General features: G+C 39.3%; 19 protein-coding genes. 12 read left to right on the plus strand and 7 right to left on the minus strand.

All coding sequences use genetic code 11. The features are described from left to right. Window positions 1-488 precede the first annotated feature (488 nt). Window positions 489-3,017: a mannose-1-phosphate guanyltransferase gene (locus tag VB733_RS21265; RefSeq protein ID WP_323342052.1), complete on the plus strand. Its 2,529-nt coding sequence runs from the start codon at window positions 489-491 to the stop codon at window positions 3,015-3,017. A gap of 215 nt (window positions 3,018-3,232) precedes the next feature. On the opposite strand, the gene VB733_RS21270 is transcribed toward VB733_RS21265, so the two are convergent. Further along, on the minus strand, window positions 3,233-4,018 hold the full coding sequence (locus VB733_RS21270) for a hypothetical protein (RefSeq protein ID WP_323342053.1): 786 nt from the start codon (window positions 4,016-4,018) through the stop codon (window positions 3,233-3,235). 118 nt (window positions 4,019-4,136) lie between these two features. On the opposite strand from VB733_RS21270, the gene cbiD reads away from it, so the two are divergent. Then, window positions 4,137-5,216 carry a cobalt-precorrin-5B (C(1))-methyltransferase CbiD gene (cbiD, locus tag VB733_RS21275; protein ID WP_323342054.1) on the plus strand — a complete coding sequence of 360 codons (1,080 nt, stop codon included), beginning with the start codon at window positions 4,137-4,139 and terminating at the stop codon, window positions 5,214-5,216. 37 nt (window positions 5,217-5,253) lie between these two features. Here the strand turns inward: cbiD and VB733_RS21280 are convergent, their stop codons facing one another. Next, the gene (locus VB733_RS21280) at window positions 5,254-6,114 is read right to left on the minus strand and encodes a 3'(2'),5'-bisphosphate nucleotidase CysQ (protein ID WP_323342055.1); all 861 of its coding nucleotides are present in this window, start codon (window positions 6,112-6,114) and stop codon (window positions 5,254-5,256) included. Between the two features lie 299 nt (window positions 6,115-6,413). Beyond that, the gene (locus VB733_RS21285) at window positions 6,414-7,316 is read right to left on the minus strand and encodes a sugar kinase (RefSeq protein WP_323342056.1); all 903 of its coding nucleotides are present in this window, start codon (window positions 7,314-7,316) and stop codon (window positions 6,414-6,416) included. A gap of 38 nt (window positions 7,317-7,354) precedes the next feature. Between VB733_RS21285 and rsmI the strand changes: the two genes are divergently transcribed. Next, on the plus strand, window positions 7,355-8,221 hold the full coding sequence (rsmI, locus tag VB733_RS21290) for a 16S rRNA (cytidine(1402)-2'-O)-methyltransferase (protein WP_323342057.1): 867 nt from the start codon (window positions 7,355-7,357) through the stop codon (window positions 8,219-8,221). Here rsmI and VB733_RS21295 read toward each other — a convergent pair whose 3' ends face one another. Both VB733_RS21295 and VB733_RS21300 read right to left on the minus strand, forming a co-directional pair. Further along, window positions 8,222-8,914, minus strand: coding sequence for a response regulator transcription factor (locus VB733_RS21295; protein WP_323342058.1), 693 nt, complete (start codon window positions 8,912-8,914; stop codon window positions 8,222-8,224). Window positions 8,915-8,940: 26 nt separating this feature from the next. Further along, window positions 8,941-10,038 carry a HAMP domain-containing sensor histidine kinase gene (locus VB733_RS21300; RefSeq protein ID WP_323342059.1) on the minus strand — a complete coding sequence of 366 codons (1,098 nt, stop codon included), beginning with the start codon at window positions 10,036-10,038 and terminating at the stop codon, window positions 8,941-8,943. A 913-nt stretch (window positions 10,039-10,951) separates the two neighbouring features. Between VB733_RS21300 and kdpA the strand changes: the two genes are divergently transcribed. From kdpA to VB733_RS21330, 6 genes are all read left to right on the plus strand, one after another. Next, the gene (gene kdpA, locus VB733_RS21305) at window positions 10,952-12,637 is read left to right on the plus strand and encodes a potassium-transporting ATPase subunit KdpA (RefSeq protein ID WP_323342060.1); all 1,686 of its coding nucleotides are present in this window, start codon (window positions 10,952-10,954) and stop codon (window positions 12,635-12,637) included. Window positions 12,638-12,696: 59 nt separating this feature from the next. Then, complete coding sequence (gene kdpB, locus VB733_RS21310; protein WP_323342061.1) at window positions 12,697-14,790, plus strand: potassium-transporting ATPase subunit KdpB; 2,094 nt, start codon at window positions 12,697-12,699, stop codon at window positions 14,788-14,790. 21 nt (window positions 14,791-14,811) lie between these two features. Continuing rightward, on the plus strand, window positions 14,812-15,054 hold the full coding sequence (locus VB733_RS21315; RefSeq protein ID WP_323342062.1) for a potassium-transporting ATPase subunit F: 243 nt from the start codon (window positions 14,812-14,814) through the stop codon (window positions 15,052-15,054). 330 nt (window positions 15,055-15,384) lie between these two features. Further along, window positions 15,385-15,957 (plus strand): K(+)-transporting ATPase subunit C, encoded by a 573-nt coding sequence (kdpC, locus tag VB733_RS21320; protein ID WP_323342063.1) that lies wholly within the window; start codon window positions 15,385-15,387, stop codon window positions 15,955-15,957. A gap of 139 nt (window positions 15,958-16,096) precedes the next feature. Next, window positions 16,097-17,218, plus strand: coding sequence for a sensor histidine kinase KdpD (locus VB733_RS21325; RefSeq protein WP_323342064.1), 1,122 nt, complete (start codon window positions 16,097-16,099; stop codon window positions 17,216-17,218). A gap of 338 nt (window positions 17,219-17,556) precedes the next feature. After that, on the plus strand, window positions 17,557-18,273 hold the full coding sequence (locus tag VB733_RS21330; protein WP_323342065.1) for a pirin family protein: 717 nt from the start codon (window positions 17,557-17,559) through the stop codon (window positions 18,271-18,273). 391 nt (window positions 18,274-18,664) lie between these two features. On the opposite strand, the gene VB733_RS21335 is transcribed toward VB733_RS21330, so the two are convergent. After that, on the minus strand, window positions 18,665-20,626 hold the full coding sequence (locus tag VB733_RS21335) for a tetratricopeptide repeat protein (protein WP_323342066.1): 1,962 nt from the start codon (window positions 20,624-20,626) through the stop codon (window positions 18,665-18,667). Between the two features lie 318 nt (window positions 20,627-20,944). Here VB733_RS21335 and VB733_RS21340 point away from each other — a divergent pair, with 318 nt between their 5' ends. The 3 genes from VB733_RS21340 to VB733_RS21350 all read left to right on the plus strand — a co-directional run bounded on the left by VB733_RS21340 (window position 20,945) and on the right by VB733_RS21350 (window position 23,170). Further along, window positions 20,945-21,664: a hypothetical protein gene (locus tag VB733_RS21340; RefSeq protein WP_323342067.1), complete on the plus strand. Its 720-nt coding sequence runs from the start codon at window positions 20,945-20,947 to the stop codon at window positions 21,662-21,664. Between the two features lie 19 nt (window positions 21,665-21,683). Continuing rightward, complete coding sequence (locus VB733_RS21345; RefSeq protein ID WP_323342068.1) at window positions 21,684-22,169, plus strand: hypothetical protein; 486 nt, start codon at window positions 21,684-21,686, stop codon at window positions 22,167-22,169. Window positions 22,170-22,234: 65 nt separating this feature from the next. Beyond that, entirely contained in the window at window positions 22,235-23,170 is a 936-nt protein-coding gene (locus VB733_RS21350; protein WP_323342089.1) for a DNA adenine methylase, read from the plus strand. An 89-nt stretch (window positions 23,171-23,259) separates the two neighbouring features. Here VB733_RS21350 and VB733_RS21355 read toward each other — a convergent pair whose 3' ends face one another. Beyond that, the gene (locus VB733_RS21355) at window positions 23,260-24,123 is read right to left on the minus strand and encodes an oxaloacetate decarboxylase (protein ID WP_323342090.1); all 864 of its coding nucleotides are present in this window, start codon (window positions 24,121-24,123) and stop codon (window positions 23,260-23,262) included. Between the last annotated feature and the right edge of the window lie 210 nt (window positions 24,124-24,333).

Raw genomic sequence — 24,333 nt, forward strand, 5'->3', positions numbered from 1 at the left:
ATAGAGTTATTGCCACAAATTTATAGCGCAATGGATACCCCCCTATTTGCTCAAGATACTGTTAAGTCAGCCATTTCTAGGTTGCCACATCAATCGTATAAACGTACCTATCTAAAGTAGAGGTTTGCTGAAAATTGTTGAGTTTGAGAATATTTCCTTTCTTATCTCAGTAATTATACGTATAAAAAGCAAATCCAGCTGGAAATCACAAAAAACCTGGCAAGAGTTCTATAGACTAGAACCCAGCAACCCTAATTTCGGAGATATCTAATTTTGATTTGACAACCGCAAACCAAATTTTTGCCCTTGCTTGATTTTGGCTTTACAAACAAGTTAGTGTTCGATTAGCTCGACTCTCACATTCATGCAGATGCTTCTTAGGGAAGTTCCTCAAACCCAAACCTCTATAGGAAACTAAAGAAGGAAAATAGTCATTAAGAGCGATCGCTCTTGGGGTTGCATCTGGTGAAATTAGTAAAGGAGGATTTATGCGTGCAGTATTAATGGCAGGTGGTTCCGGGACTAGGCTTCGTCCTCTAACTTGCGACTTGCCCAAGCCAATGGTACCGATTTTGAATCGACCAATTGCCGAACATATCATCAATCTTCTCAAACGGCATCATATTTACGAGGTGATTGCAACGCTGCATTATTTACCAGATGCCATGCGCGATTATTTCCAAGATGGTAGCGATTTTGGCATACAAATGACCTATGCTGTTGAGGAAGACCAGCCTTTAGGCACGGCGGGCTGTGTGAAGAATATAGCCGAACTTTTAGATGAAACTTTTTTAGTTATCAGTGGCGACAGTATAACAGATTTTGATTTAACCGCAGCAATTGAATTTCACAAACAACACAAGTCAAAAGCAACTTTGATTTTAACTCGCGTCCCCAATCCCATCGAATTTGGAGTCGTCATTACAGATAAAAATGGTAAAATAAACCGTTTTTTAGAAAAACCTTCCACCAGCGAAATTTTTTCCGATACCGTCAATACAGGTACATATATTCTCGAACCAGAGGTTTTAGAATACCTACCAGCCAACACCGAATGCGATTTTTCTAAAGATTTATTTCCTCTGCTTTTAGCCAAAGATGAACCAATGTATGGTTACATTGCTCAGGGTTATTGGTGTGATGTTGGACACTTGGATGCTTACCGCGAATCTCAGTACGATGCATTAGAACGCAAGGTACAACTTGATGTTGCTTACAAAGAAGTATCTCCCGGTTTATGGGTTGGTCAAAATACCTACATTGAACCCAGTGCCCAAATCGAAGCTCCGGCGGTAATTGGTGACAACTGTCGCATTGGTGCTAGAGTACAAATCGAGGGTGGTACAGTCGTTGGGGATAATGTGACCATTGGTGCTGATGCTAACCTCAAGCGCCCGATTGTTTGGAATGGTGCAATTATAGGTGATGAAGCTCAACTGAGTGCCTGCGTAATTGCACGGGGAACAAGGGTAGATCGTCGTGCCCATGTATTGGAAGGGGCGGTAGTCGGTTCTCTTTCCAGTGTTGGCGAAGAAGCACAAATTAGCCCATTTATACGGGTATGGCCCAGTAAAAAAATTGAATCTGGGGCAATTTTAAATATTAATTTAATTTGGGGAAATACAGCACAGCGCAACCTCTTTGGACAACGTGGGGTACAAGGATTAGCAAATATTGATGTCACTCCAGAATTTTCCGTGAAACTCGGCGCAGCTTATGGTTCCACTTTGAAACCAGGTTCTAAAGTTGCAGTTTCTCGTGATCAACGGAATATTTCCCGTATGGTAACGCGATCGCTGATTGCGGGTTTAATGTCTGTTGGTATAGATATTCAAAATCTCGATGCCACAGCTATCCCTATTACCCGTACCGTAATTCCGACAATGGGCGTTGTTGGCGGGATTCACGTGCGTGTGCATCCAGATCGACCCGATTACATCCTCATTGAATTTATGGATGCTCAGGGTATAAATCTTTCTAAGTCCAAAGAGAAAAAAATCGAAGGGGCTTATTTTAAAGAGGATATGCGGCGATCGCAAATTCAGGAAATCGGAGATGTGGCATATCCTAGCCAAGTTGCTGATAACTATTGCACAGCTTTTGAAAATTGTTTACATATCGATAGCATTCGTAACAGTCGTGCCAAGGTGGTAATTGATTACGTGTATGCGGTGTCGGGGGCAGTATTGCCGCAAATGTTAGATAATTTTGGTGCAGATGCCGTGGTACTCAACGCCAGTTTGAATAAAAGTACCATGTCTGCAATGAACCGAGAAGCTTTGCTCACGCAGTTGGGGCATGTTGTTGAGGCATTAAAGGCAAATTTTGGTGTGCAGGTATCGGCAAATGGCGAACAACTAATTTTAGTTGACGAGTCGGGGATTCCAATTCGTGGCGAAATGCTGACAGCGTTGATGGTGGATATGATGTTGACATCCAATCCACGGGGTACGGTGGTTGTTCCTGTTCACGCATCCAGTGCAGTCGAACAAATAGCCCGTCGTCACGACGGTAGGGTAATTCGCACGAAGGCAAATCCGACGGCATTAATGGAAGCTTGCCACAAAAATCCGAATGTTGTCTTGGGTGGTAGCGGTGACACGGGCTTTATTTTCCCCGAATTGCACCCCGGTTTTGATGCCATGTTCTGCATTGCGAAATTAATCGAAATGCTGACAATACAAGAACGTTCCCTGGCATCGGTGCGTTCCGAGTTACCCCGTGTTATCCATAAAGCTTACACTATGCGTTGCCCTTGGACTGTGAAAGGTTCGCTAATGCGCTATTTAGTGGAGACACACCCAGCACAAAACCTGGAATTAATCGATGGGGTAAAAATTTGCCAACCCTACGATGATAGTTGGATATTGATGTTACCGGATGCCAGCGAACCACTTGTGCATCTTTATATCAACAGTAACGATCGCGAGTGGGTAGATGATACATTAAGAGATTATCGTGCCCGCGTGCAAATGTTTATTGAGAAAGAAGAAGAAGAGATGGTAGCGGAAGTTTAGGTTATTTTTTGCTAGTTGATGGTTGCTTGTAACTATCAGCTAGCAATGTAAAATTCTCGGAAGCAACTTAAAATTATTTAATTTTATTTAAAATTATAAATTACAAAATTATATTTATTATGTAAGATTGAACAAATCAATTATCATTAATTCTCTCCCCATCTCCCCATCTCCCCATCTCCCCATCTCCCCATCTCCGCGTCTCCGCCTTATCATTAATCCTGTTTTGGAAACTTAATTTGATTTCCCTGAGGAGTCTGAACTATTCGACCACCTAATGCTTCTATCGCCATAATAGCGCGTTTTTGAGTTTCTTGATCTACTCCATTTTGTAAAACCATTGTCCATGCGGAAATTTGAGCATATTTACTATTGGGATTTTGACTCAAAAAGTTGGCTGTATTTTGAGAAATCATTGCTGATATTTGGCTTTCTGTATCCGAGTGTTTTTTTGCCCAATCTGCTGCATTTTGCAGTGATTTTCTGGCAGCTTGGGAATTATTTAAAAATAATAATTCATCAATTCCCTTGTACCGCCATATATAATAAGAATCTTTGGGAACCCAAGGATTTAATGATTTTAAACCGCGTTCTGTGATACTGACAGTTCGTTCGGGTTTGCCGGCATATATTGATGTGCTTGTGGAAAGACCAAGGTATGCTAATCTAAAGCGTGGGTCATGTTTTAAGATAATTTCAAAATATTCTGGACTCAATTGATAACCTGTTTTGGCACGAACTTCGTCATCACCAAAGTATTGTAAAAAATTTAAATATACCCAATTTGCCAGAACATTATTAAATCCAAATGCCGGAATTTTTTTGAAAAAATTCAAGCGACTTTTTTCTAAATTTTCTTCTCTTTCTAAACTTTGTAGCGACAATTTTTGTTTACTCATAATTAGTTGTTGCATTCGCGGAAATTGCAAGCAGGCAACTCCCGTAAAGCACAGGCAAGAAATTAGTGATGTTCCCACAATTTGACGAGAGAATCCCAGCATTTGGCTTTAGTTATAAATTCATATCTGACTGCGGTTCTATAATTCCCAAAAATCATGTAAAAGTAACAGTTGTGAACAAGCAACTACTTCCATTGAGCATTACCCCCCAGAAAACTTTATGGCACGCACAGGTTATACTCTCCCAGTTTTCGCAGTTGCAGCAGCTAAAGCAGCTTTGATTTATCTGTGTGAAAAGATGGATTCTTTAGCAACTGTGGAAATCGACTTGCTTCCCGACATCGCCGAAATTTCTATTCCTCAAGTAGCAATATTAGATACTCACAGTGCTTTAGCGATTACTATCAGTGAGCCTGGAGATAATCTCGATTTGACACGAAATACCCCCATTTGGGCTTGGGTGCGGTTATCGCCTCGACAGTCGCAAGCTTTAATTTTAGAAGCTGGTGAGGGTTTGGGGAAAACTAGTTCTGGAGAAGCGGCGATTTATAACTATGCTCGTCGTTTGTTTGATGCGAATTTATTACCACTGATTCCCACAGATAAGACAGTGACAGTTTCAATTATCCTCCCTGAAGGTCGTCAATTAGCACAACGAACTTCTAATGAAGCATTTGGGGTGTTAGAGGGATTGTCTTTGTTAGGTACTAGTGGAATTTCTCAACCCTTATCTGCTGCTGACTATTTGGAAGAATTTCGCTTACAACTTCAACAAAAAGTGAAAACTTGCTCAAATTTAGTTTTTTGTATAGGTAGTAATGGGATGCAAGTTGCTCAACGTTTAAATATACCGGAAACTGCCATTGTTCAAACTGGAAATTGGATTGGTGCAATGTTGGTAGAGGCGGGATTGTATCAAGCGAGTTCTGTATTATTGTTGGGTTATCACGGTAAGTTAATTAAATTGGCGGGTGGAATTTTTAATACTTCTAGTCATTTAGCCGATGGAAAATTGGAAACTATGAGCGCGGCTGTAGTTGCATCTGGGGGAGATTTAGAGACTGTCAAAACTGTTTTAGCATCCAAAACGGCTGATGCTGCCCAAAAAAAATTGTTAGAGTTGGGATTCTCGGAATTAGTATTTACGCATTTGGCAACCAAAATTAGTCAAAAATCCCAAGTTTACGTGCAGAAATATGCTAACTACAATCTGAAAGTAGGTACGATTTTATGCGATCGCCAAGGTGCTATTATTAGTCAAGATTCGTTAGCATCAGAACTAATCAGCCATTTTCAGTGAAATTGTTAAGATTCATAATCTTTTCTGAAAATATCTTCTAAGATTTACTTTGAAACTCTGCAAGATAGTTTGCGGCTGCTTGGCATAAAATATCGTGGTATTTGCCATTACTAGCTAGCAAGCCACCCCATTGATTTGCATCTCCAGTGTTATATTGCAATAAGGAGCGATTGTAATTGGTATATAATCCTCCGGCTTCAGTTAAGATTAGTTCTGGTGCGGCAATATCCCAATCTTTGGGGGCAGATTTACCTGATAGGGAAATGTATACATCGGCTTTTGCTTCCACTATTGAGGCGATTTTACAGCCAATACTACCAAGATTTTTATGATTTTTACAGGGCAAATTACTTAATATATAATCTAAAGGTTCGCTACGATGCGAGCGGCTCACTAATACTATTAATTCTTCAATTGTTTTCGTGGTGGAAAGTTGTAATTTCTGTATAATTCCGTCCCTCGTTTCGACAAATGTGCCTCCATCTTTAGTTGCATAATATATCTTTTCTAACTCAGGTACAGCAATTAATGCTAATACTGGACGACCAGATTTTACTAAGCCAAGATGTATGGCATATTCTCCAGTTTTATCAATAAAATCTTTTGTGCCATCTAAAGGATCAATTATCCACACAAATTCATTTTTTAATTGCTCGCCTTGATAAGTTTCCTCACTGATATATCCAAAATCTTCTGTTCCTAATTCTGCCTGTAAATTTTCAAGTAAATAATTACTAACTGCAATATCTGCGGCTGTGACTGGGTCATCTATTTTACCATCTTTATATTGAATGTTTAGGTTTTGATTCGCAGTCCCTTGATAAAAAGAACGCAGCAATTCTGAAGCTTTCCAAGTAATCGGACGGGCAATTTCTAAGATTTCTTTTGGTGTTTTCATGCTTTTTTCTGATTTTGCGATCGCAACCTTACTATTTTCACTTTTTAATATTGTGTCACTTTTTGTAAATTTTTATTTAAAAGAAGAATTTATTGGACATTTTCAGGGATAATTAACTGTATGGAACTATTTTCACTATAATTGAGATTAAGCAATATTTTTAAAGACAGTAATATTACCATTATAAAAATTTCCTAAATTAATAATAGCATTTTATCGCTTCAATGTAAACTAAATTCTCACAAAAAAGCGCTGTATTTCGATAGATATTGCTCTTCCTATCCTTAATTTTGCCTTCACTACAGCATCCAGCGACGAGTACCGAAAAACTGACAAGAATAGGCTGCGATTTGAGCAGATAAAGTCAGCGCTTCGGTAAATGTTTCGCGTAATATGTAATGGCAGAAAGCACCGTGAAAAATATCTCCCGCACCCAGTGTATCAACTGCTTGAATACTGGGTACATCAATCAATGACTTAACTGCCAATCTTTCTGTATTCAACGAGAAATCTGAGATGAGATATTCAATGGAGTCGCCACCGTGGGTAATGGCGATGTGAGGTATGCTGAATTGAGAAAGATAGGTAAAAACGTCTTCGCTATTGTTGCAATTGGGAGGATAAAAGTTAGCTGAACAAATAGCATAATCAACAAACGGTAAAATTTTCTCAAATCCCGGTTTCCAACTGCCACCATCAATGACAATTGGAATATGTTTGGATTTGGCAACTTCAGCAATATGATAGCTAATTTCCAGTTGATGTCCATCGATGAGAATCAGATCAAAAACATCAATATGTTGGAGAATATCTGCGGGGATAGCCTGGATACTAGCAGGAATTTTGACTGCATTGATAGAAATTACTGCTCTTTCACCTGTTGCTTCGGTGACAATAATTGAGGAAACTGGAGGTGGATTTAGATTTGTTGGTTCTAAGTCAATAATCTTAATTTGGTAATTCTGATTTACTGTACAATTTTCTAAATCGCTGCGAATGAGTTGCGTCATCGGATGAGAACCAACTACACCCAATATTGTTGCTGAATTACCCAAATAATTAAATGTCACGGCAGCATTTGTTGCTGGACCTCCCGCCGCAACAGTATAATCTAAAGCTACTATTTTTTGGTTATTTTGAGGCGGTGAATTAGCAAGATAAATTAAATCTAAAGTTGTTAAACCTATAAATAATCCGTTCATAAAAAATTATCAGTTACCAATTACAAATTACCTAAAATATGGAAATTAAACCAGGTACACTTTACATTGTCGGTACACCAATTGGCAATTTAGAAGATATGACTTTTCGGGCTGTAAAAACACTACAAAACGTCGATCTAATTGCTGCGGAAGATACTCGCCATACTGGTAAATTATTACAACATTTTCAAGTCAAAACTCCGCAAATCAGTTACCACGAACATAATAGTAGTAGTCGTATTCCTGAATTACTCCAAAAACTCAGTGAAGGAAAAACGATCGCACTTGTTTCCGATGCAGGGATGCCTGGCATTTCTGACCCTGGTTACGAACTGGTAAAATCTTGTGTTGATGCTGGTATTCTGGTTGTACCTATCCCTGGTGTCAGTGCTGCAATTACAGCCTTATCTGCAAGTGGTTTACCCACAGATAAGTTTGTGTTTGAGGGATTTTTACCACCAAAAACCCATCAAAGACGCGAACAATTGGAAATTTTGCAAACAGAAACCCGCAGCTTAATTTTCTACGAATCGCCCCATCGTTTACGAGCAACTTTACAAGACTTTGCAGAAGTATTGGGAAGACAGCGACAAATTGTTTTGGCACGAGAATTAACAAAATTTTATGAACAATTTTGGCGAGGTACAATCGCAGATGCCTGTAAGTATTATCAAGAAAAAGAACCACAGGGTGAATATACATTAGTCGTCGCCGGAGTAGAAGCGGATAAACCTCAGCTTTCGGATGCCGAAATAGTTGTCGAACTCAAGAAAATTATGAGTCAAAAAGTGTCGCGATCGCAAGCAAGTCGTCAGTTAGCACAGTTGACTTCGATGAATCGTCGCCATATTTATCAAATTGCCTTGGGTATTGAACTTGCGGATGCGGAAATTGAGGATGATTAGTTAATATTTCGATATCTCACCAGCAATTAAACCTTTTTCTATGGCAACGGCAACTGCTTGAATGCGATCGCGTGCCTCTAATTTATGTAAAATTGTATGGACGTGGACTCTGACTGTCCCAGAGGTAATATATAGTGCATTGGCAATTTGTTGATTAGTTTTGCCTTGTGCCAATAATACAAGGATTTCCTGTTCTCTTTGTGTGAGTGGATTTGCTGCAATTGAGGTATTGGCAATGTATTCTATTTCGGAAACATTGGAGTTAAATGTGAATTTCGAGCGAATTTCTTTGGTTGCCGTTTCATCCCACCAAGATGCACCAGCAGCAACAGAACGCAATGCTAACACCAATTTTTCGGCAGGTATACCCTTTAAACAATATCCTTGAGCGCCAGCTTCAATCAAACGGGAAATCAATGCTTGTTGAGAGTGGGAGGTTAAGACTAGTACAGGTAATTGAGGATGTTGCTGTTTTATTTGACGACAAGCTTCGATACCTCCAATTCCTGGTAATCCGACATCCAAGAGAACAATATCAAGAGGATACTGGGAAGTTAATTCTATGGCAGTTTCCCCATCTTCCGCTTCAGCTACAATTTCTAATCCTGGTTCCTGTTGTAATCTGACGCGTAACCCCAATAAAAACAATTCATCATCCTCAACCAAGAGGATTTTTAGTCGAGTAGATGACATCTTATCAATCCACGTTTCTTAGGGAATTAAGGTGGGAACAGATGCACTGGCAGCTTGAAGGCAAACATCGCTCCTGTTTCCACATCAATTCTGTTCTCTGCCCAAATTATACCCCCATGAGCGGTGATAATTTGCCGTGATAAATAAAGTCCTAACCCTGAACCTTTGGCTTGTCTGTCGCTGTATCCCTGATAAAATCTTTCAAATAAATAGGGAAAATGTTCTGGTAAAATACCTGCACCCGTATCCAGAATTTTCACTACCTGGTATGATGCTTGGGAGTCAAACACCACTTCAATGCGATCGCCTCTGCAAGAATGGTTGATGGCATTGATGAGAAGGTTTGTAAATACTCTTTGGAGTTGGAATGTATCGCCTAATACCCATAGCGAACGCCGAAAATCTGACTCTCCATAATTCAAAGATATATGAATGCGGCGTTTAGCTGCTAAAGGAATCAAACTCGCGACGACAGTTCCCGCTAAATCTACTAAGTCCACAGGTGATAAATTTAACTTGATACCTTCAGCATCATTTCGATAAACATCCAATAATGTTTCCACAAATTTTAACGAAGTCTCATGACTGCGTATCATCGTTGCTAAAACTTGTTGCTGAGTCATGCTAACTGCACCAAATTCTTCCTGTTGAAAAGCTTTGATGGTTTCAATTGCTCCGAGAAGGGGTGTTTTCAAATCGTGGGTGAGGGTAGAAGCAAAGTCTTCCCGTAGTCGGGCTAATTTTTCCTGCGCTTCTAATTTAGCCGTAGTGGTATTAATAGCTTCCTGCGATCGTTGTAATTTTTGGCTTAAAAAACCTGTTACAATCAAAGCTATTGAAGCGATCGCGCGACTAGCGATTGTGGAAACTATAACAGCTTCTCCTCCTGGTATCCAGATATTTAACATCGTTAAGCTGACTGCAAACAATGTTGCTTGTAAAGTGGCAACTTCCCCAAACCAAGAACTTACCAGTAATATGGCTCCGCTATAGAGATAGCCAAAAACGTAATCATTTGGGGTGGAATATTCAAGAACTCCCAAAAGTAGAAATATTCCCACAATTAGTAATGTTTTGCTCAAACGTGAGCTATTTAATAGGGATTTGGCTTTCCCAAACATCATTCACGCTAATCTCCTATGTTAAATAATCATTGTTGATGAAGTAGATATTTATTTTTGTTGATTTTTCGTCCATATATAGCGCTTCTCGGTTGCATCCAATACACCAACCTAACCCCAAACCCCTGCAAGGCAATGGGAGCAAGAAAAACTTATTTCACTTATATAAAAACCTCTATATCCATATATATTTATTTTAACTATTTTAGACTTAATCCTATCATAACTATATTCATAAATATTCTTTCAATTGAGATTTGTATACCCATTTTCTGCAAGGGCTGGGAGGATATTGATTAGTGTTCATCAAGATATATCTCTGCTTCTAAACATTCCCTAAACACTAAACGAAAAAGTAAACACATTTTTATATCATCTAATTACTTGTTGTTTTCAGAAAATTAATCAATAATTGAAGTTGAGATATAAATCCCTAGAAATAAATCAAATCCAATACCAACACATTTACCAAAAAATGTAAAAAATATTTTTATGTCAGTGAGATTCACTACAGTTAAAATTCAGGTAAATAGTATGTTTTGCGGTGTATCTGTGAATAAGTTACAGCTACCTGAAAACTGTTTTATCCTGGCGATTGTGAGAAATAGTCGAGTTATTTTAGCGAGTTAAGAACTAGAAATTCACTGCGGAGATGATTTACTCGCTGTGGCGTTATATTATTCACAAATTCCAGAGATAAATTACATTCTCAAACAAACTCATCCGATTTATTATTCATTCGATGAGTATTTTCTCCAATATCAACTTACACACAGTTGTAATATCATTTCTCCAAAATCTGGCAACACATAAAATAAATCTCCGTGTCTCTCTATCTCCGCGTCACCGCGTCCCTATCTGTTACTTTCTTTTGGAGAATTGGTATAACTTATCTTATTAGGAACTTTGATAATTAATGCTACAAGGATGGATGCAAATAGCTTTGACATTACTTCTTGTCATTGCTTCTACTCCCTTTTTAGGGAAATACATGGCGAATGTATATATGGGGCAGAAAACATTTATTGACCCAGTAATTTCCCCCGTAGAAAAGATAATTTATCCTCTAATTGGAGTCAATCCCCAACATGAGATGACGGGAAAACAATATGCGATCGCAGTAATTTACAGTAATATTGCAATGGGAATTTTGGTATTCCTCATTCTCATGACTCAAGGAATATTACCACTCAACCCCACCGGACTTAGTGCCCCTTCTTGGGATTTAGCATTACACACCACAATTTCCTTTGTCACTAATACAAACCAACAACATTATTCTGGGGAAACAACCTTTAGCTATGCCAGCCAAATGTTTGCGCTCGGCTTTCTCATGTTTACCTCATCTGCAACGGGTTTGGCAGTAGGTATTGCTTTTATTCGAGGTTTAACTGGCAGAAGTTTAGGTAATTTTTATATTGATTTGACTAAATCAATTACCCATATCCTTTTACCGATTTCCCTAATTGGTGCATTTTTCTTAATATTTGCAGGTGTACCCGAAACCCTGGCAGCACCAGTTCAAGCCACAACTTTGGAAGGTGTCACTCAAACAATTGCCCGTGGACCAGTTGCCCATTTTGAAATCATAAAACAATTAGGTGAAAACGGTGGTGGATTTTTTGGCATCAACTCAGCCCATCCCTATGAAAACCCCAATGGTTTCTCGAATCTGCTAACAACTTGGGCAATGATAGCTATTCCTTCAGCATTTATCTACACCTATGGCATGTTTGCTAACAACCTGAAGCAAGCATGGTTAGTATTTTGGCTGGTTTTTGTGATTTTTGTTTTCCTGATAGTAATTACAGCTATCGGTGAATTTAATGGGAATCCTCTAATTAACAATTTATTAGGAGAACAACAACCTAACTTAGAAGGAAAAGAAGTTCGTTTTGGTTGGGCACAAACTGCATTATGGGCAGTCACCACAACCGCCACCATGTGCGGTGCTGTTAACGGAATGCACGACTCTTTAATGCCTCCTGGCGGTTTTTCAACCCTATCCAATATGTTTCTGCAAATAATTTGGGGAGGACAGGGAACAGGTACAGCATACTTATTTATTTACCTAATTTTGGCAGTATTTCTGACTGGGTTAATGGTAGGAAGAACCCCAGAATTTTTAGGCAGAAAAATCGAAAAACAAGAAATTATCCTGAGTAGTGTTGTCCTATTAGTTCATCCCTTCGCTGTTTTAATTCCTTGGGCAATTGTCTTTGCTTTCCCTGACACATTAGGAGGTATCAGTAACCCAGGTTTTCATGGTGTCTCCCAGGTGGTTTACGAATATACCTCTGCTGCTGCTAATAACGGTTCTGGTTTTGAAGGACTAGGAGATAACACCCTGTGGTGGAACCTCAGCACAAGTATCAGTATCTTACTTGGACGATACATACCTATCCTTGCCTTGCTATTACTAGCTGATGGGATGTCCCGCAAACAAGCAGTTCCCATGACATCAGGAACCCTGCGAACCGATACCGGACTTTTTACTGGGGTTACAGGTGGGGTGATATTGATTCTTGGTGCATTAACATTTTTCCCCGTTTTGGTTTTGGGACCCATTGCCGAGGCATTTTTAATTGCCAAGGGGGGATGAAGTTGAGAATGCAGATTTCTTAATCACAAATTGCCAATTAACCCATTCCCAAATCAACTATGCAACCCACAACAAAAACTCGTCAAGAACGCAAACATACCCCGAAAGTCAAAACCTCTGGACTCTACTCAAAGGCATTTCAACAAGCATTCGTCAAATTATATCCCCGTCACATGCTCAAGAACCCGGTGATGTTCTTGGTTTGGGTAAGTACAATTATCACCGCACTAGTAACAGTCGAACCAAACCTATTTGGCATCTCCCCCGGAGAAAATCCGCGATTATTTAACGGTTTAATTACCGTGATTTTGTTCTTTACCGTAGTTTTTGCTAATTTTGCTGAAGCTGTCGCCGAAGGACGGGGGAAAGCTCAAGCAGACTCATTACGGGCAACAAAATCCGATGCCACCGCCCGGAAACTCCTCCCTGATGACACAACCCAGGAAGTTAGTTCCACAGCCTTGCGTCGGGGCGATCGCGTAAAAGTGATTGCTGGTGATATTATTCCTGCTGATGGGGAAGTTATTGCTGGCATCGCTTCGGTGGATGAATCTGCCATCACTGGCGAATCTGCCCCCGTACTCAAACAACCAGGAACAGATATTGCCAGTTCTGTGACTGGCGGAACCCGCATCACCTCCGACGAGTTGATTATTCGTATCACCGCAGACCCCGGACAGGGTTTTATTGACCGGATGATTTCCTTAGTGGAAGGTGCGAACCGCAGTAAAACCCCCAATGAAATTGCTTTGACTGTCTTACTCGCTGTGCTGACACAAGTATTTTTGGTAGTAATTGCGACCCTCCCCACAGTATCCGTTTATATAAAATCACCAGTGAGTATTGCTGTATTAATTGCCCTGTTAGTGGCATTAATTCCCACAACTATCGGCGGTTTATTAAGTGCGATCGGGATTGCCGGGATGGATAGAGTTGCTCAGTTTAATGTCATTGCCACCTCTGGACGAGCGGTGGAAGCCTGTGGTGATATCAATACACTAGTATTGGATAAAACTGGGACAATCACCTTGGGAAACCGGATGGCTGAGGAATTTATCCCTGTAAATGGGCATTCACTCAATAGCGTGGCGGAGGTAGCTTTGGCATCGAGTGTATTCGATGAGACACCAGAAGGACGTTCTATTGTCAAGCTAGCTGAAAAATTGGGGGCGACGATTAATTTTGAGACTAGTAAAGCTGAAGGTCTAGAATTTTCTGCCAAAACGCGGATGAGTGGTACTGATTTGCCCGACGGGATAGAAGTACGTAAGGGTGCGGTAGATGCAATTAAAGGATTTGTGCGTTCACGAAGTGGTTCCGAAGGAACATCGCGAAATGGGAAATTAACTTCCGAACTCGATACTGCTTTTGAAAAGGTTTCCCGTTTGGGTGGAACTCCCTTAGCGTTGTGTAAAGATAATGACCTCTACGGTGTCATTTACCTCAAGGACATCATCAAACCAGGAATTCACGAACGGTTCGACCAAATGCGACGGATGGGGATTAAAACCATCATGTTAACTGGAGATAATCGGGTTACAGCATCGGTAATTGCCGAGGAAGCAGGAGTTGATGATTTTATTGCTGAAGCTACCCCCGAAGATAAAATTGAGGTCATTCGCAGCGAACAAGCGCAGGGTAAATTAGTGGCAATGACTGGAGATGGTACCAACGACGCACCCGCACTTGCTCAAGCCAACGTCGGTGTTGCCATGAATTCCGGTACGCAAGCAGCAAAAGAAGCCGCGAATATGGTGGACTTAGATTCAGACCCAACAAAGTTAATTGATATTGTGACGATTGGCAAACAGCTATTGATTACCCGTGGAGCTTTAACGACTTTTTCGATCGCCAATGATGTCGCTAAATATTTTGCAATTATTCCGGCTATTTTCCCAGGAATTGGTGTGAGCGCTTTGAATGTGATGGGTTTGGCAAGTACCCAATCTGCGGTTTTATCAGCGTTAATTTATAATGCTTTGATTATTCCAGCTTTAATCCCTTTAGCATTAACTGGTGTGAAATTTAGACCTCTGAGCGCCGACCAATTATTACAACGAAACATTTTTATTTATGGTTTGGGTGGGGTAATTGCTCCTTTTATTGCTATCAAATTTATTGATGTTTTGATTACTGCGATTGGGTTAGCATAATTTAATTTAGGAAGGAACGATATGAAGTATTTTTTGGTAGATTTTTCAGAATTATTTGTATTCTTAGGGAGAAAAGATAACAGAATTCCTCTCGGTTTATTGATCGTACTTTGCTTTAATTTATTTCTAGCTCCCGTTGTACAAGCGTCAACACCAGGGGATACACCACGCTGGCAAGCATATACCATAGGTCTTTTGGGACTTGCGATCGCATCTTTGTCTATTTATTTATTTGTTGTGATTTTTCAACCGGAGAGATTTTAATTTTTGGGAATGAATATTTTTAAACGTAGAGTTTTGTAAATGGGAGCATCCCAAATGTGTAAATTGTTTTTTTGTAGTGCAGTCTTCTAGCCCGCTTCCTGGAGATTAGGGAGCATCTTGCTCCCTCATAAATAGATTCTCTGCGACACTTGACGTTAAGTAGGAAGGTGCAATTAAATATAAAACCTTTGTAGGATGGGTTAGCGCAGCGTAACCCATGCAGAAGAAGACTTTGATGCGTTACGGCTACACCTAACACATCCTACTTTTAACTAAACCTGGCTACTTAACTGTGAAAGTTATTTTACACAAACAAATGGAGTTAAAAAAATGAGTCAAACACGTCAAATTAGTAAAGCGATTCGTTCTACTTTGGTTTTATGGTTGTTAACAGCATTTATTTATCCGTTTTTCATGATTTTCTCTGGGCAAATCTTACTTCCCTATCAAGCGAATGGTAGCTTAATGACAAAGAATAATACGGTGCTGGGTTCGGCTTTAATTGGTCAACCTTTTACCCAAGAAAAATACTTTTGGAGTCGTCCAAGTGTTGTTGACTACAGTACAAACACAGACATTGAGAAGACAGGAACCTCTGGAGCTAGTAACCTCGCACCTAGTAACCCAGATTTGCAAAAACGTATCCAAAAGGAAACCGCACGTTTAAAACAATTTGGAGTCACAGCAACTGCCGATTTAGTTTATACTTCCGCTTCAGGTTTAGATCCTCATATTAGTATGGCTGCTGCCGAAGCCCAAATTCAACGTGTTGCTAAATCTCGGAATCTTGACCCAAACCAAATTAAAATTTTGGTACAACAAAGTATAGATAATAGATTCTTGGGTATTTTTGGTGAACCTGGAGTCAACGTCCTCAAACTCAACTTAGCCTTAGATAGTTAATTTTCCTGACTTCTAATATTATGTTCGGCTAATCACTTACAATTAAAATTTCTTCGCGTCCCCGGGTCTCTAAGTCTCCGTGTCAGTCTTAATAATTAAGTATTCAACTAGACATGATATAACTTCTCTATTCTTCTTTATGTACTACTCGTCGAAACCCTCACCCGATACATCCTACATTCGTCCTCATCAGCGTGGCAAACATAAAATTTTTATCGGTATGGCTCCAGGGGTAGGAAAAACCTACAAAATGCTGGAAGAAGCCCATCGCCTCAAAGAAGAGGGAATTGACGTAGTTATAGGTATTTTGGAAACCCACGGACGCAAAGAAACCGCAGAAAAGGCAATGGGATTGGAGGTGATTCCGAGAAAAACGACAGTAGTTAAAAATGTTACATTGGAAGAAATGGATGTGGATGCTATTATTGCTCGCTCCCCACAACTAGTTCTAGTTGATGAACTGGCTCATACAAACGTCCCCGGTTCTCCACGGGAAAAACGCTACCTGGATGTAGAGATAATTTTAACGGCAGGTATTGATGTGTACTCCACAGTTAACATCCAGCATTTAGAAAGTTTAAATGATTTAGTGGCGAGGATTACCAGTGTCGTGGTTCGCGAACGTATTCCCGATCGCCTACTTGATGAAGCTAATCAAGTAGTAGTAATTGATGTTACTCCAGAAACTTTAGAAGAGCGTTTGCGGGAGGGTAAAATTTATGCTCCAGCAAAAATCGAGCAATCCTTAGAGAATTTTTTCCAACGACGCAATCTTATTGCCCTCCGGGAACTAGCATTGCGAGAAGTCGCCGATACAGTTGAAGAGGAGGCAAATTCCTCACCCTCACCAGGACAGAGTTGCAGCGTTCATGAGCGAGTATTAGTATGTATATCCACTTATCCAAATTCCGTACAATTATTACGTCGGGGAGCTAGAATTGCTAATTATATGAATGCGCGACTCTATGCTGTTTTTGTTAATGATCCGGAGCGCTTCCTCACCAAAGAAGAAAGTTTGCATGTTGAAACCTGCTGGAAACTATGTCAAGAATTTGGTGGTGAGTTTTTCAAAGTGAGTAGTCACAATGTTCCTAGGGAAATCGCAAATATCGCCACCGAGTTACATGTCACCCAGATTGTTATTGGTGAAAGTCAGCAATCCAAATGGAGAAGGTTTTTCAAAGGTTCGTTTACGCAAAAATTAATGGAGCTAATCAGACATCAACACATTGATATGCACATTATTGCGACGGATAAATAAGAAGTAAAACATTGATTTTATGATCATGGGTATTAAAACAATTCGCAATTCGCAATACTCGCTCCGCGAGAAGCAAGCTACGCAATTCGCAATTGCGTTTTGTGACGGGGATTTTACCCGGACATAAAACAAGCTGTCTGTAGAGCAGGGGAATTAAACCCCCAGACTTTGTTAATAGTATCCTTTTAGTAAGTACCGCACTTTTGAGTGCGTACTTTTCATTTTGTGTATAAATATCTTAATATTGAAATATGCAAAAAAACTTCTAGAAATATCAAAAAATCAGCCCATTAATCCCTATTAAAAAATCTCACAAATACACCAATAAGGAGTAAATAATGTCTCAAAACACTGTTACCCACCTCATCCACGATCGCAATCATCGCGGGACTACAAAAATTGGTTGGCTGGATAGCCGTCACACATTTTCTTTTGGTAATTTTTATGACCCTGACCGGATGGGATTTCGCTCTTTGAGAGTTATTAATGATGACCAAATTGCTCCAGGAGCGGGATTCGCAACCCACGGTCACAAAGATATGGAAATTCTCACTTATGTTTTAGATGGTGCGCTAGAACACAAAGATAGCTTGGGTACAGGCTCAGTGATTCTCCCAGGTGAAGCACAAGTCATGAGTGCTGGCACTGGGATTATGCACAGCGAATACAATCATTCTCAAACTGAGGCAGTTCACTTATTACAAATCTGGATTTTACCAGATGAAAAAAATCTCAAACCAAGATACGAACAAAAAGCATTTCCCATCGAAGAACGTAGCGGAAAATTACGTTTAATTGCGGCAAAAGATGGACGTGATGGAGCGGTAACAATTCATCAAGATGTAGATTTGTACGTATCAGTTTTAAATACTGGTGATGTCATCAATTATCATCAACAACCACATCGTCATGCATGGTTACAAGTAGCTAAAGGAATAGTAACTTTGAACGGTGAAGAACTGCGTGCAGGTGATGCTGTACAAATTAGTGGCGAAGAAAAAATGGAAATTAGCACCGAAGTTGGTGGAGAAATTTTATTGTTCGATTTAGCTTAATCTCTTCATTCTAGTAATGTTTGATAGGGAGTATTCCAATTTTGCAAAAATAAAATTTGTAGTGGGAGCATCTTGCTCCCTAATTCAGGAAACAGGCTAGAGAGCCATCACTACAAAAAAGCTAATTTACACATTTGGGATGCTCCCTGTTTGATACTAGTACAGTACGGCGGAAATGAAGCAACCATTCTAAAATGACAAAAAGCTTCTGAAATAAGCTTTATTCCTTCTGCCTTCTGCCTTCTTACTTCTGCCTTCACGTACTAGTCGTTGTCAGAACTTCTTCCAGCTTCCAAACAACACTACTTTCTACTAATTCCTCCAGCCAAGCTTTTATGGCACTACGTATGTACGTAGTGCTTTTTGTTTTTTTATCGTCAGTTCATACCTCTCAAAAACTTCCTTTTTCCAATTTCTGCATTAACCCACCCCCAAATTTAGCTTTCCATTTCAATACAGCAGGATTCTCAGGATCAACACCTTCCCACATCCGCAACCAAGCTTTGGCACCTTCACGCTGTTTCTTCGCTAGTAATAACTCAATCAAGGTATCGCAAAATGCGGCAAATTCTTGGAAATGAAACCGTTTTCGCCGCTCCAATGGTTTAAGTAACTCTTCTGCTGCATCAAGTTCCCCATTTTGTAGATGTCTGCTAGCCAGCACAACCCGCGACATGACGTAATCGGGAAACCTCTGCATATTTTCACGTAGTAACTTTTCTCCTTCTTCACTACGCCCTTGATACTGGTAACAAAGTGCTAAGTTATTTAACAAGTCTGGAGAATCAGGTTCAATCGCGAGACAATCTTTCAGCAAAACTTCAGCATGTTTCAATTTTTGCTGTTCACCTGTCTTCATTAACGATATCGCTTGTGCCATGATTTTCAGAACTTGGCGAGAATGTTTAATAGTCGGTTCTTCGTGAAATTCATAACTAATTAACTTAATTTCTTGCCATTTACCCTGCAACCACATGCGGATAGTTTCTGGTAAAACACCTTCTTCTGATAGCTTCAGGGCTGCTTTGTGGCGCATCTCGTCGGTTCCACGTTGACTCAAGGCAAACTCGCGCAAAACAGCTTGCATTTCTGGCGTTTTCACCGCTAAAGCCAAACTAAAAGCAAATTCCCGTCCCTGGCGATCGCCTCTGTCTAGCAAGGCAGATATAATATTGATAAATTTGGGATGATCGGCAAAATATTGCTGTAAGGCTTGTGATACCTGTGCTTCATTCTGAGATTTCCCACTCACAAGGGTGACTTGTTTGAGTTCATCGAGGGTTTTTTGTGTCACCCATTGCCCAAAATGAAAAGCCCAAGGTGCATGACGCTGGGAAGGCGATTTTTTTAAGTCATCGAGATTTTCTTGAGCTAGTTGCTTGCTGATTAGGGAATCCAAAGCTTTTTGCCAATGTTCGCGAGCTGCATCGACTTTACCCAAGCGCATCATTGCTACCGCTAGCCAGTGATAAAATGTACCAGCGCTAGCTTCTAAGTCGGAATCATCAGCTGCTTTGGCTGTTTCATATATCTGTACAATACCTTCATCATCACCCACATAGCTTAACCCTTCAGCTTTTTTCGTTAAAACGTCCCAAGCTTGAGCCTTAGAGGCTTTGAGAATTTCCGCAAATTCCTTTGCCCGTTCAAAATCTCCTTGCAGGCAATAGTAATGTACTAAATTCGCTAGGGCATGAACATTATCGGCTTCAATATTGAGAACTTGCTCACAAATTTGAATAGCTTCATCCAAATTTCCTTCGAGGAAACTCAGCAAACTCAAGTTATTGTATGCTGAAACAAAATTAGGACGTAATTGCACTACTGTTGCTTCTGATTGCCGTGCTTTCACGTATTCACCTTGTTCTAAATATACTTGACCCCGTTCGTGCAGCAGTGCTATCTTATAGCCCTCTTCGCCATCTAAACCAATATCCGCCAGTAATTTGTCCAAACCTAATTCCAATCTTTCCACTTCTTCCCCAGCCATATCAGCCTTTTCATGGCTAGGAAAATTGCTTAAGGCATGACGGAAGGCTTCTAGAGCCATCAGTGGATGCCTAGTAATTAAATATGCACCACTGAGTCCATAGGCAACATCAGCATTTTTTGGCTCGATCGCCAATAGTAATTCGCAAGCACGTCCATAATTAGGAATATCCTGCAAATCGTAGCAAACATTAACCAAATGCGTTAGTATCTCATGATTTTGGGGAAAATCCAGACTCAACTGGTGGAGAATGTGTCGTGCTTCTGCTAATTTTCCCTTTCTAATCAATCCTTCCGCTTGGCGAAGTTCGGGATTTGGATTCTTCGCGCCAAATCCCACATGCTTGTTTTTCTTAACTACCATTCTCTTACCCGCATCCAAACCCACTTTTTTTGAGTCTATTCAGATTCACGGAAATTGGCGCATAAACTTAGTTTTTCTTTAGATGAGCATGAGCAAGATGAGGAAAGAGGTGATATCAGCTTCGCCTAAATAATTACGCAAAAACTTATAACCAACTTGCGTAAATCTCGCTAATTTGAACTAATACATTTTTTGAGCAGATTGTCAATACATCTTTTCTGTCATCTTAAGCTGTCAGTCTCCAGTCGAAATAAAGTAACATTCAAGATGGATTTGTGCATTAGTGCATTAGTAAAGTAAAATATTTATCCGGCAAACATGAAAGAAATTCTACATTTTACTGGCTTTATTAGGGGAGTAAGTTATAAAACTTATCTAAACCAGGAGCTAAAAAAGGTTAATTTCGATGATTTTGATGTTAATAGAGCAAATACATTTGGATTACTTAAATTTCCTAATACTGAAATAGCTTATTCACAATGGGTATCACCTAAAAGAACTAGAAGCTATCCTTTTGCTAGAATTTACAATACTTATAATTCCTCTAAAGTAATAACAATTATTCCAGTGATTAAAGATGAAGGAATTGATGGAGATAGGGATAGAATTCAGTATTCAACTATTTCATGGATGAATTTACTTAATATTTATATTGTACTTGCTTATTATGAAAGTGCTGATAAAAGTTCAAAGAGAAATCAGAGTAACAAACAGAAGTTGACTAATCAAAAGTTTAATCAAGAATTTGTTAATTTACAAATTAATGAGATTTTAGCATATCACCAAAGTGCACTTCATTGGAATAAAAATCTCTTTGAAGAACGTTTTGTAGAAATTTTTACAAAAGCTCTTGATTGCTATGATTCAATTTCCAAAACAGTTGGGGTTTCAATTCACTCTCGACAGGGAATGGATAGCTATAGCGCTTCCCAACCTAGTGAAGTACATTTTAGCGGCTTATTCTTAGTTAGAAAGGTTTATGCGTACCTCAGTAGCCTAGGAAAGGCTATATTTACAAAAAATTATAGAAGAGTTTGAAGAGTTTAAAAATATTTCTTTGAAAGGTTCTCAGAATGCTAGCAAAAGGGAAGCCCTGACATCCCATAAGCTAGAATATTTAGTTGATGGTTTAAAAGCAACTTTTAGTATTGAAAATTATTTAGGAGGTGTTTACTATTTAACACCAGATGAAATATTTCATGAAAATGATACTTATATTATTCAAGAATCTAAAAATACTTCTCAAGATTCTTTGCCAAAATTACCAGATATTCAAGATGGATTATTTAAATTGATATTATTTTCTAATCTAGATTCACTTACTCTAAATGGAGAATCGGTCTCTTTTATAGCTAAGTTAAAATTAACTGCTAAAAATATAGTAGGGTCTATAGTTTTTCCTGATGCTTCTCCCTTAGAAATCGAATCTTTTCTAGAGAATAATTCAAAAATATTTAAAAATAATCAAAAAGAAATAATTAAAAAACTCGCTTTGGAAGCAGAGAATAATCACAAGCTAAAAATAGAAATATCAAGTAATTAGCAAGTATATATTATGAGATATAATTTATTTGCGATATCTAAAATGAGAAAGTTATGGCAGTAGTTATGATAAAAAGTCCATTACGCTATCCAGGTGGTAAATCAAAAGCCATCAACCAAATCGTTGAATGTTTACCAGATGATTTTTCCGAATATAGGGAACCTTTTGTAGGTGGTGGTTCTGTATTTATATACTTAAAACAAAAATTTCCCCACCTCAAAATTTGGATTAACGATTTGAATCGCGAACTCTTTCTATTTTGGAAATATTCACAATCTCACTTACCAAAATTAGTAACAGAGATACGCTATGTGAAAAAAGAATATACAAATGGAAAATCATTATTTGAGGAATTAACAAGTGTAGATGTTAACAAATTAGCCGATTTTGATAGAGCAGTACGCTTTTTTATTCTCAATCGAATTACTTTCTCTGGGACTGTAGAATCTGGAGGTTTTTCTGAGCAAGCTTTTCATAAACGTTTTACTGACTCGTCTATAGTTCGTCTTGAAAAATTAGAAAAAATATTAACACCAGATATAAAAATTACTAATTTAGATTATAGCGAATTACTACATCCATCAAATGAAAGTTTATCCGTTGAGGGTTCTGGCTACTCAAACTCTCCAGATGAGAAATATTTATTTATATTTTTAGACCCACCTTACTTTACAGCAACTAAATCCAAATTATATGGAAAAGATGGTTATTTACACACATCTTTTGACCATCAGAGATTCGCATCCTCAGTGATAAATTGTCAACAAAACTGGTTAATAACCTATGATGATTCTCCTTATATCAGAGAAAATTTTAAAGTAGCACATATTCGAGAATGGGAATTTCAGTATGGAATGAATAACTACAAACAAGGTTGTGCCGCTAAAGGTAAAGAATTATTTATTACTAACTATCAAATTGTAGTTAAGTCAAATATGGCTAAAAATAGCCGTAACAATCAACGGTTACAATCCCAGCTAGTCCTTGAATTCTCTTACTAAGCTATGTACGTACATCCTGTATTGCCGTCATCCAAACCCTACTGTGTGATGACGCTCCACAGTCCAAGATGGGTGATGGGCTTTTGCACCTATACTTCAAACTGCTTCTCAATTTGCAAATATTCCGGTACACCAATCAATTCTTTAAAATCGCTAAAATCTACCATTTCTGTAAAATTTGCCGTTGTTCCCTGCGCTTTCAACTCCTGTAAACAAGATTTCATCACCTTGGTGACAGCAAGCAAAGTAGAGAGTGGGAAAAAGACAATTTTGAAACCCATTTCCTGTAACTGGATTGCCGAAAGTTGGGGAGTTTTACCGCCTTCAATCACATTTGCAACCAACGGGACACCAGTAAATGCATCAGCGATCGCTTGCAATTCTGCCACAGATTGAGGAGCTTCGACAAACAACACATCCGCACCCGCTTCAATATAGGCACGTCCCCGCAGTATCGCTGCATCCAAACCCAAGACAGCGCGGGCATCAGTACGGGCAATAATTACTAAACCGCTATCACCTCGTGCTGCTACGGCAGCCTTGATTTTACTCACATGTTCCTCAGTGGGGATAACGCGCTTACCCTCAAAATGACCGCATTTTTTGGGAAACTCTTGGTCTTCTAAAATGATACCTGCAACTTGCGATCGCACTGCATCCTCAACAGTTCGCATCACATTCAAAGCATTCCCGTAGCCGGTATCCATATCCGCAATCAGGGGAATAGTCAAAGACTGAGCAATTCTGCTGACAGAATACATAACCTCAGTGGCAGTCATCAAGCCATAATCAGGTACACCCAAGGTAGATGCAGCAATACCAAAACCACTTGTTGCAGCCACATCAAAACCTAATTGTTCGACAAGTTTGGCGCTGAGGCAATCGTAAACACCGGGGATGACGATTATTTCGGGGCTAGCTAACAATTGTCGTAGTTTTTCAGGAGAGGAAATCATACTAATTCACAATACTCGCTGTCGCGAGAAGCAAGCTACGTAATTCGCAAGTCGCAATTAATCAATCCAAGTCTGACAAGCGTTTGAGAACTTAGATATTTTTAAGGTTTTTCGTGAAATGGTATCACAGTAGGAAAACCAAGATAATTTTTGCAAATCTAAACCGCTCCAATTATACGGTAAAGCCTGACAAACCCCAGCGCCCAA

The sequence above is a fragment of the Calothrix sp. UHCC 0171 genome, assembly GCF_034931845.1.
In the GTDB taxonomy this organism is placed as follows: Bacteria; Cyanobacteriota; Cyanobacteriia; order Cyanobacteriales; family Nostocaceae; genus Brunnivagina.